Below are 18,717 nucleotides of genomic sequence, written 5' to 3' on the forward strand. Positions count from 1 at the left end.
ATATTTTCTCATTTTCAGAGAATAATTTCCTTCTTTTTTATTAGGTTATCTACTTTCTATTTATTTAGCAATTGCTGAATTGCTGTTTGAGATCCTTTCTGCTTTTTTGATATAGAGATTGTAGGAAAAAGTGCTTCTATTTCATATGATTGCAAAGTATCTCTCGGATCAAAACGATCTGAAGCCACATATTTTTCAACCGAAGTTATTAATTGCCTCGTCGCTAAACGGTTATCTATATCACTTTCCGGATCTACACAAAGAACGAACAGCTTACCTTTTCTAACCTTTGCCTCGAAAGCAATACCCAGTTTCTGATTTGTTTCATACGAATCTATACTTTGAATAATAGGAGTTATATTATTCAAAGCAGTCAAATCCATAGCCGTTGCATGATTCAAAATATCCCACCATTGCCAGTCGGCATATGATTTTGTGGGAAAACACCTAAAAACCGGATGTTGGGCATTAATCAAAGTACCCACAATCATCGGATTCCAATTAAACATGATCGGGTTCCAAAAATGACTGGCAAAATGAGTTTTACGACCTTCGCACTTTTCCGGAATCAGTAATACATTATTTCCATCTTCAAGCATCTTCAAAGTTTCTTCATTCCATTTACGTGTATAGACAAAATTCGTTTGTTTTTCCGTTTGTTGCGGATATACCCAAATATTCCATTCATTTTTTACTCCTCCCATTCCTGCTTTCAATGTTAGTTGACAAGCATGAGTTATTCCATCCAAATCAATATCAATCGTACCTAAAGAGTCAACCGTATAAGGCTGGATATTTTTATTGTCCAAAGTGCCTTTGCTTATTATTTTCCCATCTTCATCTATCAGGCTCCAGTTTAGCTTTTCCTTTTTAAGAACATCTTTACCAAAATGATATATATCCATTTTTACTTTCAATTGTTCACCTGAAAGAAAAGTTCGTTTCTGTAAACGGGCCAGCAAAACAGTCGGTGCACATGACTCACGAAATTTCTCGGGAGAAACTAAACCTTTACTTTCCCAAAAAGCATCCAGGATTCCTACAAAAGCACTCCCTTGCCCCGGAAAATCAGCAAGGCCTAACAATTGAAAACCTCCCGAAGTACGGGTACGAAGTAAAGATTCATTCACTTCTTTATACTGTAATACGGTATGTGCACCTGTAGCTTTGAAGAAATCATTTGCCTGATGTAACATTCCATTTTTGGTTAACCTTTCTCTAAACACTTCAAAATTACGCGCTTCGAGTACACCCGTATATTTCCTGATCTCATCAAAATTGGGATACATACAACGCTGCCCGGTTTCATGTGCTATAACAGGTACATCAATGTCTGACTCTTTGTTGCGATCCCAATCGGTAGACGGAGTCCCTTCATAAACAGTGATCCATCCTTTGGAAGTAACATGTGACACATAGTATTGATCGGAAGCGGTATGAGTACGAGCCGTAGATGCAGAATAAAGACGACGGTTATCATAAGTCTGCGCTTTCTTGACCAAATCTTCCAAAACAGCAAAATCACCTTCATTTTCATTACCATTACACATTAAAATAAAAGAAGGATGATTACCGTAGGCATCCAGAATAGCATACATCTCTTTTTCAAAAAAATCGCGCCTGGCAGGATATTTGCCAACATCCTTAATCCACATGGGTAGTTCGGCTTGCAGATACATTCCCAATTCATCTCCTGCCATAAATGCCGCTTCGGGAGGACACCATGAATGAAAACGGACATGATTCATACCATATTCCTTAACTGTAGAAAATATACGTTTCCAATCTTCCACACAGGTAGAAGGATAACCGGTCAGAGGAAACACTGCACAGTCGAGTACCCCACGCAAATGGATATCGTGACCGTTCAAACGGACATGATGCTTACCTTGTTCTACATTTCGCATACCAAACGTAATCGTCCGGGTGTCCTGCTTTCCGTCTACATGCAATGTTGTTTCAAGTTCATACAAAAAAGGATTGAACTCATCCCATAACTTTATCTGTTTACCTAAGTTGATCGTTTGCTCAATGCCCTCTTGTGCAACGAGACTATCTATCCCAATTTGATGGGTTGCAACAAGTTTACCTCCTTTTTCACGGACATGCAACTCTAATGATCCTTTTTGAAATGTAGTTAAAGAAGATAACTCGACTTTCGCTAAAACAGACTTATTCTCTATATCAGGATACACATTTACACGGCGAATATGAACCTTTTCTTTGACCTGTATAGATATATCACCTATTATTCCATTCCAATTTGTTTGTGTGTATTCGGCAGTTCCGTGGTTCCATTGATCCATTGGATATTTCAAACGATTGTCCACACAAAGGGTCAGGGTATGCACTCCCGGTGTTAAATATTTTGTTAAGTGGAAAATATTGGGTGTACTCAAACTTTCATCCATACCAACCAATTGCTCATCTACAAAAACTGTCGTCTCCCAATGACAACGTTCCAGATTCAAGACTATATCTTTATTCTTCCATTCTTCAGGAATAACAACTTCACGTTGGTACCAGGCAGCTCCCTGATACTCGAATTTACGACTGAGACGGTCCACATAGCGAGCATTATTTTTAATACCTTTCCCTCCCTGATCCGTAGATCCGGGTAATACAATAGTCTCTACTAATTTATCCAGATAGAGTTCCGATCCGGGGGTTTTACCAAATCCCATAGGATCCAATTGAAAACGCCACATACCGGACAAATCAATCTTTAGCGAATCTGTTTTCGCCTGCATCAAATATGCCACAAAGCATAACAACAATAATACTACAGTTTTTCTCATCTTGTTTTTAATTATCACGCAACAAAGAAATATCAAATCCTCTCAATAAAAAATAGACTATATTTAACCGAGATGGACTATCTTAAGAAATCAGGTATAGATTTAAGCTAAATCGAAGCTAAAATCCATACCTGATACTTAACCTTAACACTCTAAAAAACTTTACCTATTATCTATTTTCCATACACATAAATCTCGGCAACACTTGTAGACGGTTCATTATTACTATCCGGAAGCAACAATTTCAAATAACGTCCCTGTTCTGCCGATTCAGGTATTGATATAGAAAGACTATCACCATCAACAAACACTGCATTTCCTATTTTTTTCCATCCATCGACATTTCCGTTCGATTGATCAGAAACATATAATTCCACGCTCTTCGTATCCGTATTACCGGCTCTGCGATAGATTTCGATCCTTGAGATTTTTTTCTGAGATTGCATATCGATTACTGCCCAGTGCGGCAGAGGCGCACTTTCATCCTCCCAGGCAGAATGCCAGAAAGTGTTTAAATTTCCATCAAGCAAAGCGATTCTTCCTCCATGATCTGAGGACTCGTCCGAAGCAGACAACACTGTCCATGAACTGCTATCATACTTATATTCTTCAGGAATAACAGTTTCAAATGTTTTCCATGCAGTTGCAAACGTATCGATAGCTTCTACTTCCGGAATAAACAAAGATCTGTACTCAATAGTAGAACCAGGCTTTATATCCGGAAGCTCAGTAACATCCTTTATTGAAGAAGTTTCAGTAACTGACAGCGAACCGTCATTCTTCGTATACCGTATTTCACTACAAACAAGGTCACTCGGGGCAAAATACCAAGTAACTATACCTCCCTTATCCGACAGTGATACAGTTTTAATGCGACGATCACTCAATCTTGATTGGTAAATTTCACCATAAGAAGTTCCAAAATCCGTCAGATATAAAGATTTATGTCCAAAATTATCTGTAGTGCGAACATCAAATGTATAAGACTTTTCTTCCATATTTTCCAATATAATGGAAATACTATCATAACCAGTCTTCAATTCAACAGGAACAATCAGAGAATCAAGTCCGTCATTCCAATATACATCAATAGACCGGACATTCGGAGTATTATAAGTACGACAGTTAAACAAAATCCGATTTTTACCTGCAATAAAACCTATCGTATCCGGTTTAGGAGCATAAATGATCTCACCATCTTCAATATATTCTTTATGTACGTCCATAAAATCATCGCAAGAAACGAAAGATAAAACAGATACTACAAATGCAACTATACCATATATTCTTTTCATAATCATTCTTTATTAATTCATTGAGCCAATCATTACTCTTCATTTTCTCCATAAAAAGATATTTCTGCTGGAGAAACATAAGAAGTACCCTTCCAAGCTGAAGTAAGAAGTATACGCACATATCTCATCGGAGGCTGCGATAAATCAAATGAAAACTCATGTCCTTTATCTGCCATTTCCTTATCAAGATCAGTAACAGTATTACCTGGAGAACCAGAAGGCTTAACAATTTCACAATCCATAATTTTAACCCATTCACTCCAATCTCCATCTTTACCAGGCTCGTGATCACAAGTATACACTTCCATTCTTTGAGGGTTACCATGATCATAATAAATATTTGTAGAACCATTTAACTTTCGTTGATGCATAACAAAACGACTAAGTTTAGCCATACAACCCAGATCTATTGTCAAAGCTGCCGGTAAAGCATTATTAGGGGTATGTCCAAAAGTTAAAGGATCATCATCAATCATATAAACATCCAAACATCCCCATTCTGCAAAAGAAGCATCGTTATCCAAACGCATAACTCGCATTTTTTTCTTATCCAACTTTTCTTCAAACAAAGGCGTAACTTCAGCTGAAATCGTATCTGAGTAATTGTTGAAATTATCTCCTAAAATCATTGAGAATTTGGATAACTCTGGAGCATATCCACGTACGCTATACGTATTTTTATCAATATCACTAGTCAAAATATTTAATGTAGACATCCGACCTAAAGAATCAGGTCCTAACAATTCAACATTTAGAGGAACCTTGTCCGAATTTCCCCAACTAAAATTAGCACCTCCAAAATCTGCTTTAATTCTTACTGTTTTTATAGCTTTACTTAAAGGGGACTCTAAAGGATAAAACTTTACTTCCACAGGATCAGACAGTTCTTGAGCACGATTTACAGCATAAAGCACTGCAGTATGTTCTAAAGTATCATTGTATCCTTGAATTAATAGTTTGTTTTCATAATACGATGCCATTACTTCATTTTCTTTACCATCTGATAGAGTATATACACACTTCACTGCCAATAAATCTTCCGAATTGGGAATCTTATAAGAAATTGTAGCTCCACCGGCAGACGGCTCCACCGTAACATCTGTAACAATTCCCGGCTTACCTAAACTGCCACTAATAGGAGCCAGTTCTTTCTCCGAACAAGAAGAAAAGACCAACAGTAACAATAAAAAACTCAAATATTTCGTTTTCATACACTTATACTATTATTAAAAATAAACAATTACCACCCCGGATTCTGAATCAATTGCGGATTCTTTACAATATCCGATTCAGGTATAGGGGCTAAATAATTTTTAAATGAGAAAGACTGTTCATAAACAGGAGTCACCGTATAATAATTTTCCGCATCAGAAGCATTTATGTTCCACCCTTGAATCAAACGATTTTGTTCTTGCAATGCAGTTTTCCAACGGCGACTATCCCAATAATAACTTCCTTCGCAGGCTAATTCAATCTTACGTTCACGCTGAATGATTTCGCGCATACCTTCTTTTGTTGTCGGTTTTTCCGGATGATTCGAATATTTACGCCAGCTTTGCAATACACCGTCCAATCCGGCACGCTCACGTACCATATCTATATATTTATAAACCTCTGCATCAGGTACATTTTTCGATTCGTTCAATGCCTCGGCACACATCAGCAATAAATCTGCAAAACGCATATCCGGAAAAGGATATGACTCCCAGGTCACACTGTTAGCATCACGATAAGACGAATTTATTGAAACCAATTTTTTAGGCCAATAACCAGTTGCATTATAATTTCCAGGATCTGCCGCAGAAGAATATTCTCCAAAACGATTTTTAGGGTACAGACACTCTGCATCATCATCCGGTATATTTTTGTAAGAATTTCCATACCATTTACCACGATCGAAACCTAATGTTGAATAAAAACGTGGTTCACGGTCAAAGTTCAATCCTGCAGTTTGTTCCCCTTTCTGAATATAATAACGATTTCCTTCATCCCCTGTACGCAGACTATAACGGTTCGTATAATCATACATTATATCTTCTTCAATGGGAACCCCATTTTTCGAATAAAACCATTCAACAGTCGACAAAGGAACGCTCAACCTTTGTTTAGTACCCAAAGTTAAAGCAGACTCAAAATAAGTAAAACAGTCTGACTGGAACCCTCCATCAACAGGATAAGACGTGTTACTCCAAATTAGTTCAGCATTCCATCTGTGACTAATAACACCTCTCAGTGTTTGAACCTGCAAAGTTTGATCTGATAATTTCTTTGCCGATATATAATCAGAAGTTCGGTACAAACGAATTCCTGCAGTTTCACAAATATCTACAGCTTTTTTACATGCTTCTGCCGCAGTTGTCCAACGTGAAGCATCATAAGTCTGATTAAAAAATGGTTCTCCGTTATGATCCCTGAAACTATTATAGTCAGTATTTCCATTAAACAAAGGGCTGGCCCAATACAAAAGTATCTTAGCCTTCAACATATAAGCTGCCGGCTGCGTAAAACGTCCTAACTCTGTTGTCGGATTTGAAAGAATCAACGGTAAAGCTTCACTTTCTATCACTTCATCCATCAGATCAAGAACATACGAAAAACAATCATCCACTTTTTCGCGGTAAACACGTACAGCTTGAGTAGATTCGTTTACAGCCGGACTTTCACGTAACGGACAGATAGGTCCGTAATAAGACAATAAATAAAAATGAAAATAAGCTTTAAGCATTTTGACTTCAGCTATCATACGCTTTTTTTCATATTCATCTAAATCCTTTACATCACCTATCCCCATCATAAAAGTATTACAATCACGAATACCGGCATACAGCGAATAACTACTTGCCCAATAATTCATAAGTGCACTGGTCGGACTGTCTTGTCCTAACCCTAATTTCATACCAGTATCACCACTATACTCAGTATTTAAAATCATCTCCATAGCTCCATGAATCCCCGGATTCTCGCTCATACTCGCAGCCTTTGGTACTCTCCAATAACAAGAAGCCAGATATTTTTCTACAGTGTAGCGATCAGCAAAAGCATGCTCTTCGGTAGCCACATTGTCAGGAACCACATCCAGAAAATCACAGGATGTTGCAGCCAATGCAGTACAAACACATACGATATATTTATAAATTGATTTCATATTGTACTATTTTTCTTGTTTTAGAATCCTAAATTAATACCTACATTAATGACGCGTTGTATCGGATATCCCAAACCGTTTCCTGCCATTTCCGGATCCCACAGTTTGAATTTACTCCAGCATAATAAGTTTGTTCCACTTACGTACACACGTAAGTTTTGTACCTTAACTTTCTTTGTTAACATCTGTGGTACAGTATAACCTACTTCTACAGATTTCAAACGAAGGAACGTCGCATCCTGCATGAACCACGTACTCTTTTGGTTGTTGTTTTCAACAGACTGATTCGACAATCTGGGCCAGAATGCATACGGATTACGGTTACTTTCCGACCAATAACTATCGGCAATTACTTGCAAAACCTGGTTTTCACCTTTCAAACCATCGTCATCACTTTGACCGGAATTAGCGTCCATAAACGGAGTGATTTTCTTTTGGTCAAGCCAGAAAGACTGACGGGCTGATCCTTGAAAAAAGAAAGAGGCATCCAGTCCTTTATAACCGACAGAAAGTCCAAAGCCATAATTGATCTCCGGTGTCGTAGGATAACCGATGGGAACCTTATCCAACTCTGAAATTTTTCCATCTCCATTCACATCACGATATTTGATATCTCCCGCCATATAGTTACCGAACTGTGTCGGAGAGTTTTTTACTTCCTCATCGTCAATAAACAATCGTTCTGCAATATATCCCCACTCTTGTCCTAAAGACTTTCCGATCTTTGACAACCAGGGAGTAGAGCTATAATCCGGTTCTTCCCACTCTACCGCTTCACTCGTGGCATAGGTAAAAGTACCGCGTCCTGTCATCCACCAGTCTTTGTTGAAACTCTTCTCATAATTCAATTCCATATCGACACCATGCCCTTTTGCCTTTCCCAGGTTTGCCTTTACAGCCGGAAGGATACCCATTGTAGCAGGAATCACACGATCCAACAATATATTCTCACGACGTTCCGTAAAATACTCCACATTAGCAGATAAACCGAAAGTTGTCGTAGCCTCTAATCCGACATTCATTTTATAAGAAGTCTCCCAACCGATCTGATCGTTGGCATAACGATTGAAGCTAATAGCACCGGGATTATAATTCATCTGTGTACCCCAGTTAACTTTACGGTCTGCATTCATATTTACATCCGACAAGTAATAAAAACGATCATTCCCACTTCCTATCTGATCCTGACCGGACATACCATAAGAACCCTTAAATTTAAATTGAGAAAATACATCCTTTAACGGTTCAAAAAACGCTTCATTAGAGACCATCCATCCCAATGCCCCTGATGGGAAAAAGCCCCAACGGTTATTTTCTGAGAATCGTTCGGAACCATTATAACCAAAAGTAAACTCTCCGAAATAACGAGAATCGAAGTTATAAGCCAAACGACCGGCTAAACCTATATTTCTATAAGGTAATGACAATTGAAGATTATCCGCAATACCGGATTTCTGATTGCGCATCGTATAAACCAACAGAGCATTCACATTATGTTTATCATTAAATAAACGGGTATATTCTGCTTTTCCTTCCAAATAGATACTACTGTTTATATAGCGCTGCCCTGGTTCGTAATTAATCCATTCCGTACCATCGTTAGGATTTAAACGATTCAACTTATAAGAATTTGCCTGCAAATCATAAGATCCTATGCTATAATAAAATGGTTTATATGCACGATTTACAGAATATTCTGAATAACGATCCATATTGACAAGCACACTAGCCGTCAAACCCTCTGTTATCATTTTCAAATCCTGATTCAACACAAATTGTGTCAGCATCGTATTCTTACTGTACTCATTATAACCTCTTAAAGCCTGCGCATAAGGATTAACATAGTTAGCACTTCCATAATTACCAAATAAAATATGATTAGCATGGGCATATTTTTCATCCGGTTCATAATATGGTTTAAACAAAACAGGATTAGCCTGCATCACATGAGTATACATACCACTACCACCGCCAATAGGCCCTGAATAATCATCAAACGCAGCACTCATTCGCAAAACCAGTTCTGTCGTTTTAGTCAAGTTCACATTCACATTTGAGCGAATTGTATATTTCATCAAATTGATATTCGAGTTGAAATTATTACGTTTATCAACCTTCACATTTCCATTATCTCGTGTCATATTGGCCGCCACATAATAACGAGCAACCGTACCGCCACCACTCACACTGATATTTGCACGCTGATTCATAGTCAAATCTTTGAACATGGTGCTATACCAGTCTGTCGAAGGGAAAATATCCGGATATAACCCACGTTCAGTCATGGTTATCTTTTCCTGAGAATATAAAGCTAACCCCAACGGATCACGTGTTTTAATTGCCTCATTCTGCATCCGCATGTAGGTAACCGGATCCGCTTGATCGACCCGGCTGGTAGGAGTAGAAAATGAATTTTCAATACGGACATTCACTGCGACCTTACCTTCACGTCCTTCTTTTGTTGTTACGGAGATAACACCATTTGCACCACGCGCACCATACAATGCTGTAGCCGTTGCATCTTTCATGATTGTAAAGCTGGCGATGTCATCGGTGTTCAAACGAGCCAGGTCATCGGTACTCAATTCGATTCCGTCAATCAGAATCAAAGGATCTTTTTTCGCATCTGCTCCAAAAGTCGTGATACCGCGAATAAAGAAGTTGGCATTATCCTGCCCCGGTTCACCACTTGTCTGATAAGAAATCAAACCTGCTACACGACCAGCAAAGGCTGTGGTCAAGTTACTACTCGGAATTTTCAGTTCTGCCGGTTTTACTGTTGTGATAGCAGAAACCACGCTTTCTTTTTTCTGCTTGGCAAAAGCAACAACCGTTACTTCTTCCAACTCATCTGCTTTCGGCTCCATCACGATATTCAGGAACCCCTCTCCCTTATAAGTCAATTCTTTCGTTTCCATACCAATGAAGGAAACAACCAGTACCGCATTGGTATTAACTCCATCGAACTCAAAATTTCCATCTACGTCAGCAATCACACCTTTCGTACTTCCTTTGATTTGCACAGTAGCACCAGGTAGCGGATCACCACCGGTGTCAGAAATCTTACCTTTTACTTTTTTCGAGTTCTGTAAAACAAGGCCGACTAACGGTTCCATCCTGTTTCTTTCCTCATCATAGCGACTAATTTGAATGTCTCTCTTCTCTGTTGCAGGTATATTTCCGGCAGCAAATACCGGAATTGTACAAACAAATGGCAGGGAGACAAAAAGTCCTAAGAGTACTTTTTGCTTCATAATGTATAATTTTTAGGATAAATATAAATTAGGTTATCTTCTCTTTCTCTAAGTCTTACTTCCGTGAAGAGACAGTACTATCTCCTGTATGGAGGCAATACTGTCTCCGGCATGGCGATAACGGTATCTCCAGATAAAAGACAGTAAAATATTCTATTGCGATAAAATTATTCAATCTCCGGACGGTCGCTTCCTTCTCCCGTTCCTACATGTACCGGAATCGAGACAGAACGAGGGGTTTTCAAGGTTATTCCTGTACCTTTTGTATATTGTGTGGTTACGGTCAGTTCATATTCGCCGTCGGTCAGTTCAGTAGGGACTAAAAAGATCAGCTCCGAAGGGTTATTAGTAGCAAACATATCCTCAGTCACTTTTGTCACAGTATCGTTCTCCTTATTACGAATAACGATACCCACAGAAGCATCATCACCTACAACCTTCAAATATGCACCGCGAATCACAAAATTCCGTCCGGGAGTCATACTACCATCTTTCAATTTGGTTTTCTTGTCTTCTGTTTCCAGGATATACATGACATCATTTTTCTCACCTTGTATAACCACCTGGGTTTTGGCCATTTCTTCCCGCAATACTTTATCCTGACTGAAGGATACATAAATACTGTTCTTTTCAGGATTCCAACGTCCTCCCTCTATCAGACCTGTAAAACGTGGAACCGCATAAAACAATCCGGTATTAACATTGTAACCATTCATCAGAAAACGGGCTATGATACGTTCGTAAAGGCTAACAACGTGTACCAGTGTTTCTTGTCTTAAACCGGTATCCTCTTCCCGCATTTCTTTGTACACCTGTTCAAGACCAACATTTCCGGCAGCATCAAGAATCAAAATCTTGTCATTAGGATCTTTCGTCACACTATTGGGTACGATCCATCCTTTTAATTTGTTTTGCATAATAGCTCAAATTGTGAAAGACTAATCTTTCTGGTTTGTATTAAATATTGTAAATCCTACAACCTAAAAAAGCAATAGTCTTAGCAGAACTATGGTATCCATCTACATATTCTGGAAGTTTATTCAATAGAAGTCGTATATTATGACAATAAAACTCAGATTGGATATCTCAACTCATTCTTTGAAAATAAACACATCAAACAACTGAATAAACATTACAATCTCAAATTAAATATTTTGAAATACAGATTTTGAAAGTTTATATTTATTTGTACTTTATCAGCTGTTTCGAAAGATAATCCATTATCAAAGAATGAAAGTCTATTTTCTATTCTTAGAAAGCTCTGTATTTTTGCATTGTTAATTAAATAACCTAAAACAATACCATAGTTCTGCTAAGACTACAGTAACTCAGATGAAAAAATATGGTTATATAATCTTCCATACAGGTATGATAGTTTCTCCCGAAATTATCTAAATATAAAAAACTAAAACTTTAGCACACATCAAAAAAATCAATTAAACATCAAGTTCTTTCATCATATTATATATATGTAACCGGCATTTGATTATTTGCACAATCTTTCGATTAGATGTACAATCTTTCGATTTGCCATACCTCAGCATTCTTTAAACTTACATTTTAAATATTTGTAAAAATCGGATATTACATAACTATTGAACTTTTCCCTTAAAATAGCGAATGAACAGCTTATGTCAAAAACAACAAAGGTGCAGTCTGGGTGCTCAAAAAACCCTAAAGTGTGCAGATTTCAGGTTAAAGTTCTTTGAGATAAAGAATGTTTGACTACTTTTGCAATCGGTAATTTTTTTACTAATTACCAATTAATTTTCAGACAATAGAAATCTAATATTCCTATTAATATGAGTTTAAGAATTATTGTTTTAGCGAAACAGGTTCCGGACACACGCAACGTGGGAAAGGATGCGATGAAAGAAGACGGAACGGTAAACCGTGCCGCCCTTCCTGCCATCTTTAACCCGGAAGACCTGAACGCATTGGAGCAGGCACTGCGCCTGAAAGATGCCTACCCCGGATCGACTGTTACATTACTGACTATGGGACCGGGACGTGCCGCCGAAATCATCCGTGAAGGTTTATACCGCGGAGCAGACGGCGGCTTTTTGTTAACCGACCGTGCCTTTGCAGGAGCCGATACACTGGCAACATCATACGCCCTGGCTACGGCTATCAAAAAAATTAACGAGTACGATATTATCATCGGTGGCCGTCAGGCTATCGACGGAGATACTGCACAGGTAGGTCCCCAGGTAGCTGAAAAGCTGGGATTGACACAAATCACCTATGCTGAAGAAATCCTGAACGTGGATGAAGCAGCACGCCGTATCACCGTAAAACGTCATATCGACGGAGGCGTGGAAACCGTAGAAGGCCCGCTGCCTATCGTAATCACAGTAAACGGCTCGGCAGCTCCCTGTCGTCCGCGTAACGCCAAACTGGTACAGAAATACAAACGTGCCATGGGAGCACAGGAAAAAGCGGCTCAACCGACAGCCTGCCACCCCAATGGCCCGCAAGCTATTCAGTATCCTGAACTATACGAAACACGCCCGTATCTGAACATCCCCGAATGGAGTGTGGCTGATGTGAACGGCGACCTGTCTCAATGCGGATTATCCGGCTCGCCGACAAAAGTAAAGACTATACAAAATATCGTGTTCCAGGCAAAGGAAAGTAAAACACTGACCGGCTCGGACAAAGATATAGAAGATATGATTGTTGAACTGTTAGCTAACCATACCATCGGATAAGATTATGAATAACGTATTTGTATATTGTGAGATTGAAGGCACAACCGTTGCCGATGTAAGTCTCGAACTTCTGACCAAAGGTCGCAAGTTAGCGAATCAGTTAGGTTGCCAGCTGGAAGCAATTGTTGCCGGTAGCGGCCTCGAAGACGTAGAAAGCCAGGTGTTGCCTTACGGTGTCGACAAACTGCATGTGTTCGATGCACCGGGCTTGTTCCCTTACACATCCCTGCCCCACTCTTCCGTACTGATCAACCTGTTCAAGGAAGAAAAACCCCAGATCTGCCTGATGGGCGCTACTGTTATTGGCCGCGACCTCGGTCCGCGTGTATCATCCGCACTGACCAGTGGTCTGACTGCCGACTGTACTTCATTGGAAATCGGTCCTCATGAAGATAAAAGAGCAGGTATCACTTACGAAAACCTGTTGTATCAGATCCGTCCGGCATTCGGCGGTAACATCGTTGCCACCATCATCAACCCCGAACACCGTCCCCAGATGGCTACCGTTCGCGAAGGTGTGATGAAGAAAGAAATCCTGGACGCAAATTATAAAGGCGAAGTGGTAAAACACGACGTAGCTAAATTTGTTCCGGAAACGGATTATGTAGTAAAGGTGATCGACCGTCACGTAGAAAAGGCAAAACACAACCTGAAAGGCTCTCCGATCGTCATAGCCGGCGGTTACGGAATGGGTTCGAGGGAAGGATTCGACAAATTGTTCGAACTGGCTAAAGAACTTCACGCCGAAGTAGGTGCCAGCCGTGCAGCCGTCGATGCCGGTTTCTGCGATCACGACCGTCAGATCGGCCAGACAGGTGTAACAGTTCGTCCGAAATTATATATCGCTTGCGGTATCTCCGGACAGATACAGCACATTGCAGGTATGCAGGATGCAGGTATCATCATCTCTATCAACAACGACGAGAACGCTCCGATCAACACGATCGCCGACTATGTTATCAACGGCACAGTTGAAGAAGTGATCCCGAAGATGATTAAATATTACAAACAGAACAGCAAGTAAAGAGATGGCAAATTATTATACAGACATACCGGAACTCAAGTATCACTTGAACAATCCGATGATGGAACGTATTTGCGAACTGAAAGAACGCAATTACAGAGATAAAGAAGAGTTCGATTACGCACCGCAGGATTATGCCGATGCAATGGATTCATTCGATAAAGTGCTTGAAATCACCGGGGAAATCACCGGAGAGATCATTGCTCCCAACGCCGAAGGTGTTGACGAAGAAGGTCCTCACTGCGCTAACGGACGTGTGGAATATGCTTCCGGAACAAAACAGAACCTGGATGCCATGGTGAAAGCCGGCCTGAACGGAATGACCATGCCGCGTCGTTTCGGTGGTTTGAACTTCCCGATCACTCCGTACACCATGTGTGCCGAAATCGTTGCCGCCGCCGATGCCGGATTCGGAAACATCTGGTCTCTACAGGATTGTATCGAAACATTATATGAATTCGGAAACGAAGACCAGCATAACCGTTTCATCCCGCGTATCTGCGCCGGAGAAACCATGTCTATGGACCTGACCGAGCCGGATGCCGGTTCTGATTTACAATCCGTCATGCTGAAAGCTACCTTCGACGAAAAAGAAAACTGCTGGCGCCTGAATGGTGTAAAACGATTTATCACCAATGGTGATGCAGACCTTCACCTGGTACTGGCCCGTTCGGAAGAAGGAACGAAAGACGGACGTGGTTTGTCTATGTTCATCTACGACAAGAAGCAGGGTGGTGTAGACGTTCGCCGCATTGAAAACAAGTTGGGTATCCACGGCTCTCCTACTTGCGAATTGGTTTACAAGAATGCAAAAGCAGAACTTTGCGGCGATCGCAAATTAGGCTTGATCAAATATGTAATGGCGTTGATGAACGGTGCCCGCCTGGGTATCGCTGCACAATCTGTCGGTTTGAGCCAGGCTGCCTACAATGAAGGAATGGCTTATGCCAAAGAACGTAAACAGTTCGGCAAAGCGATCATCGACTTCCCGGCAGTTTACGATATGCTGTCTATCATGAAAGCGAAGCTGGATGCCGGTCGTGCACTGTTGTATCAGACTTCACGCTATGTGGATATCTACAAAGCGCTGGATGATATTTCACACGAACGCAAACTGACTCCGGAAGAACGTCAGGAACAGAAGAAATATGCAAAACTGGCTGATTCATTCACCCCGTTGGCAAAAGGTATGAACTCTGAATACGCCAACCAGAATGCGTACGACTGTATCCAGATTCACGGCGGATCAGGTTTCATGTTGGAATATGCTTGCCAGCGTATTTATCGTGATGCCCGTATCACTTCAATCTACGAAGGTACGACACAGTTGCAGACTGTTGCCGCTATCCGTTATGTAACAAACGGTTCTTATCTGGCAACCATCCGCGAATTCGAAACAATCCCATGTTCTGCGGAAATGGAACCGCTGAAAGCACGACTGGTAGAAATGGCCAACAAGCTCGAAGCATGCATGAACAAAGTGAAGGAAGCGCAAAATCAGGAATTACTGGACTTCGTTGCCCGCCGCCTTTATGAAATGGCTGCCGACTGCGTCATGGCTCACCTGTTGATCCAGGATGCAACAAAAGCACCTGAATTATTCAGTAAATCAGCCGTAGTATACTTGAACTATACAGAAGCCGAAGTAGAAAAACACAACAGCTTCATCGAAAAGTTCAACGCTGAGGAATTAGTAAACTACAGACAATAATAAGTATTGTCTCTCCATAAAAAAGCCGGATATCATCTTTATTCTGATATCCGGCTTTTTTCAGATATTACCGATGAGAAGAATGCCATAATATCCATTGCATAATCCCTCTTAATGATAAATAGATCAGGAATGCCATCCATAAGGCATGGTTTCCCATCACACCGTAAAAGAGATAATAGACCACAAAAAACAGTCCCGAAGCCACCAGCATCGAATAAAGCATCAACCGGGTAGCTGTTGCACCAATCAGGATACCGTCCCAAAGGAAAGCGGCAAAGCCAGCCAAGGGAATAGCCAAAACCCAATAATAATAACTTCCGGCAGCATTAATGACTATTGTATCATTCGTCAGCAATCCCAGAAAATCTTGTCCACCTATCATATATAGAATCGTAAAAGACAACGACAATCCCCATCCCCAACGGAATAGCAGACGAATCATCCTTTGTAATCCTGTATTGTTTCGTGCGCCGACATAACGTCCGGTCATCGCTTCACCAGCATAGGCAAAGCCGTCCATTATATAGGAAAATAGTGTAAACAGCTGCATCAACAACGTATTAACAGCCAATACGACATCTCCCTGCCGTGCACCTGTCGATGTAAAAAAGGTAGTGACGGCCACCAAACATAATGTACGGAAAAAGATATCGCTATTCACCTGAAAGAAACGCTTCATAGCTGTCTTGCCGATTATCTCCCGCCAACGAAAAGCAATTTTCAACCGCCCGTAATAACGAAGCCAAAGCAACGAAGCCATAAAAAGTCCGGCATACTGAGCAATCAACGTACCCAACGCCACTCCTTCTATCTTCATATCCAGCAAATACACGAAAGAAAGGCTGGCAACAATATTCACCACATTCTGTGTAATCGCTATAAACATCGGGAAACGTGAATTTTGCATGCCGATAAACCACCCAGCAAAGCTATAAAGTCCCAATACGGCAGGTGCTCCCCATACACAAATATTAAAATAAACCGTAGCCAGTTCGCGCACCTCCGGGGTAGCATCTATCAAAAGAAAAGCTATTTTCCGGATCGGATATTGAAGCAGCAACAGACATAAAGCGATAAACAACCCCACTCCCACTGCCCGTAACAAAACACGTGTCACCTCTTTCAGGTCACGCTGCCCAAAAGCCTGCGAAGTCATACCACTCGTCCCCATCCGCAGAAAACCAAACAGCCAGTAAATAATATTGAACAGCATCCCTCCTACGGCGATCGCCCCGATATAAGCCGCCGATCCTAAATGACCGACAATAGCGACATCAATCAGTCCCAATAACGGAACGGTTATATTTGAAACAATAGAAGGTATTGCTAATTGAAGAATTTTTTTGTTCATGTTATTGTATATACCAAAAGCTTATTCTTAAATTTGTAAGCAAAGTTACGGATTACTTTATATATAACATTATAACGCAACAATGTTTCAATAACAGATAAAGGATGTTATTATAGGGAGTGAGCATGGTTCATGACCAAAGATCAGACGCATGAAATAGCAGGCCTGCCTGCTTCCAAACATAAAAAGACGAAACAGGCATCCAAGCCATTCCGAAAACGGATGTGCATGGATGCCTGATTTTTTAAGTCAGCAGGAACACCTGCCGAAGGCTATTTATCAAAACGTGGAGAAGTCCATCCCTCCTCCGGGATAATCACCGATGTGATCTTCTCACCATTGATCTGGAACGGAGACAGGAACATCGGGCGGCGATCATAACCGGAGGGCATAGTCGATTGCGACACCGAACAAGCATTGTAAGCAACATACCAATACCCGTTGGCCGACTTGATGACACGCATGACATTGCTCGGGGCGGTATACTCCGTACCCGCCTGGATAAACAGATCCCCATTCGTCGACATCAAATCGCCCGCCCCAGAACGATAAGGCCCCGTGGCGGATGATGCCGTCGCATAACGAACTTCGCCATCGACATCTCCAAAAATGAAATACCGGCCCGCTTCACGGAACATGGCGATATTGCCAAACGAAGCTGAAGAGACCTTGACCGGCTCCCCGTCCAGCTTGGGAAGAGCCGCCGCATCGAAAACGATTCCATTCGAAGAGGTCACGCTATAGGGGATTCGGATCTTTTGCACATAAGAACCTTCGGATGAAGTATATCCTATATAAATTTCATTGGCATCCGTAGCCATGACAAACGGATCCCGCAAGCTGCCCGCACCGAGTGACGAAGCCGTCAAGAGACAGCCGTGGTCCACATATGGCCCCTGCGCCGAAACAGAGCTGGCGATGCCGATAGCATCATCCTTGTCTGTCGAATAAGCCATAAAATAACGGGAAGCAGACACGGTCGTCTCGGCATCATCAACCGTGATTTCCTCACTCACCGTGCAATAGTCCACCGAGAGCGAATTTATACGTCCCGAAATCCATTTGGGACGGTTTGCAGCAGTAAAACTCACTTGCTGGTTAGTTTCCCATATCATGGAAGTGGAAGAATAGATACTCGGACAACAATAGTCCACACCTACGGCCCATTGAGTCTCACCACCGATCGCCACGAAATTAGTAGAAGTGACAACCAAAGTCCCTCCTTCCAAAGATGGCTCCCATACCGGATTATGATAGCTGACAGCCTCAACATTCGTACTACCGCCCCACTCTATAGAACCGATGCCATCTCCCTCCATATCCGTACAACCTGTTTGCAATAATTGCACGCCACCTAACAAGATCGCGGCAAATGTAATATTTGATAACTTCTTCATAATCGATTATTCAAAACTAAATTTATTA

General features: G+C 41.0%; 11 protein-coding genes. 3 read left to right on the plus strand and 8 right to left on the minus strand.

The genetic code is table 11. The features are described from left to right. Positions 1-56: 56 nt before the first annotated feature. The 6 genes from C825_RS22295 to C825_RS22320 all read right to left on the minus strand — a co-directional run bounded on the left by C825_RS22295 (position 57) and on the right by C825_RS22320 (position 11,409). On the minus strand, positions 57-2,750 hold the full coding sequence (locus C825_RS22295) for a glycoside hydrolase family 2 protein (RefSeq protein WP_228100075.1): 2,694 nt from the start codon (positions 2,748-2,750) through the stop codon (positions 57-59). Positions 2,751-2,971: 221 nt separating this feature from the next. Continuing rightward, complete coding sequence (locus C825_RS22300; protein WP_010800231.1) at positions 2,972-4,093, minus strand: DUF4998 domain-containing protein; 1,122 nt, start codon at positions 4,091-4,093, stop codon at positions 2,972-2,974. Positions 4,094-4,125: 32 nt separating this feature from the next. Continuing rightward, positions 4,126-5,304 (minus strand): DUF5000 domain-containing lipoprotein, encoded by a 1,179-nt coding sequence (locus C825_RS22305; protein WP_010800232.1) that lies wholly within the window; start codon positions 5,302-5,304, stop codon positions 4,126-4,128. Positions 5,305-5,333: 29 nt separating this feature from the next. Continuing rightward, complete coding sequence (locus C825_RS22310; RefSeq protein WP_010800233.1) at positions 5,334-7,238, minus strand: RagB/SusD family nutrient uptake outer membrane protein; 1,905 nt, start codon at positions 7,236-7,238, stop codon at positions 5,334-5,336. A 20-nt stretch (positions 7,239-7,258) separates the two neighbouring features. Then, on the minus strand, positions 7,259-10,492 hold the full coding sequence (locus tag C825_RS22315; RefSeq protein WP_010800234.1) for a SusC/RagA family TonB-linked outer membrane protein: 3,234 nt from the start codon (positions 10,490-10,492) through the stop codon (positions 7,259-7,261). A 167-nt stretch (positions 10,493-10,659) separates the two neighbouring features. Continuing rightward, positions 10,660-11,409, minus strand: coding sequence for a DUF4469 domain-containing protein (locus C825_RS22320; RefSeq protein WP_010800235.1), 750 nt, complete (start codon positions 11,407-11,409; stop codon positions 10,660-10,662). 885 nt (positions 11,410-12,294) lie between these two features. Between C825_RS22320 and C825_RS22325 the strand changes: the two genes are divergently transcribed. From C825_RS22325 to C825_RS22335, 3 genes are read left to right on the plus strand one after another with little or no spacing between them, the layout of a single operon-like run. Next, the gene (locus C825_RS22325) at positions 12,295-13,203 is read left to right on the plus strand and encodes an electron transfer flavoprotein subunit beta/FixA family protein (protein ID WP_007653585.1); all 909 of its coding nucleotides are present in this window, start codon (positions 12,295-12,297) and stop codon (positions 13,201-13,203) included. A 4-nt stretch (positions 13,204-13,207) separates the two neighbouring features. Next, on the plus strand, positions 13,208-14,227 hold the full coding sequence (locus C825_RS22330; protein WP_010800236.1) for an electron transfer flavoprotein subunit alpha/FixB family protein: 1,020 nt from the start codon (positions 13,208-13,210) through the stop codon (positions 14,225-14,227). Positions 14,228-14,231: 4 nt separating this feature from the next. Then, on the plus strand, positions 14,232-15,938 hold the full coding sequence (locus tag C825_RS22335; RefSeq protein ID WP_010800237.1) for an acyl-CoA dehydrogenase family protein: 1,707 nt from the start codon (positions 14,232-14,234) through the stop codon (positions 15,936-15,938). A gap of 67 nt (positions 15,939-16,005) precedes the next feature. Here the strand turns inward: C825_RS22335 and C825_RS22340 are convergent, their stop codons facing one another. Further along, the gene (locus tag C825_RS22340; RefSeq protein WP_010800238.1) at positions 16,006-17,292 is read right to left on the minus strand and encodes an MATE family efflux transporter; all 1,287 of its coding nucleotides are present in this window, start codon (positions 17,290-17,292) and stop codon (positions 16,006-16,008) included. A gap of 272 nt (positions 17,293-17,564) precedes the next feature. Then, a complete protein-coding gene (locus tag C825_RS22345) occupies positions 17,565-18,689 on the minus strand; it encodes a glycoside hydrolase family protein (protein ID WP_010800239.1) in 1,125 nt (374 codons plus the stop codon). Positions 18,690-18,717: the final 28 nt, after the last annotated feature.

Origin of the sequence: Parabacteroides sp. ASF519 (assembly GCF_000364265.2) — a bacterium.
GTDB classification, from domain to species: domain Bacteria; phylum Bacteroidota; class Bacteroidia; order Bacteroidales; family Tannerellaceae; genus Parabacteroides; species Parabacteroides goldsteinii.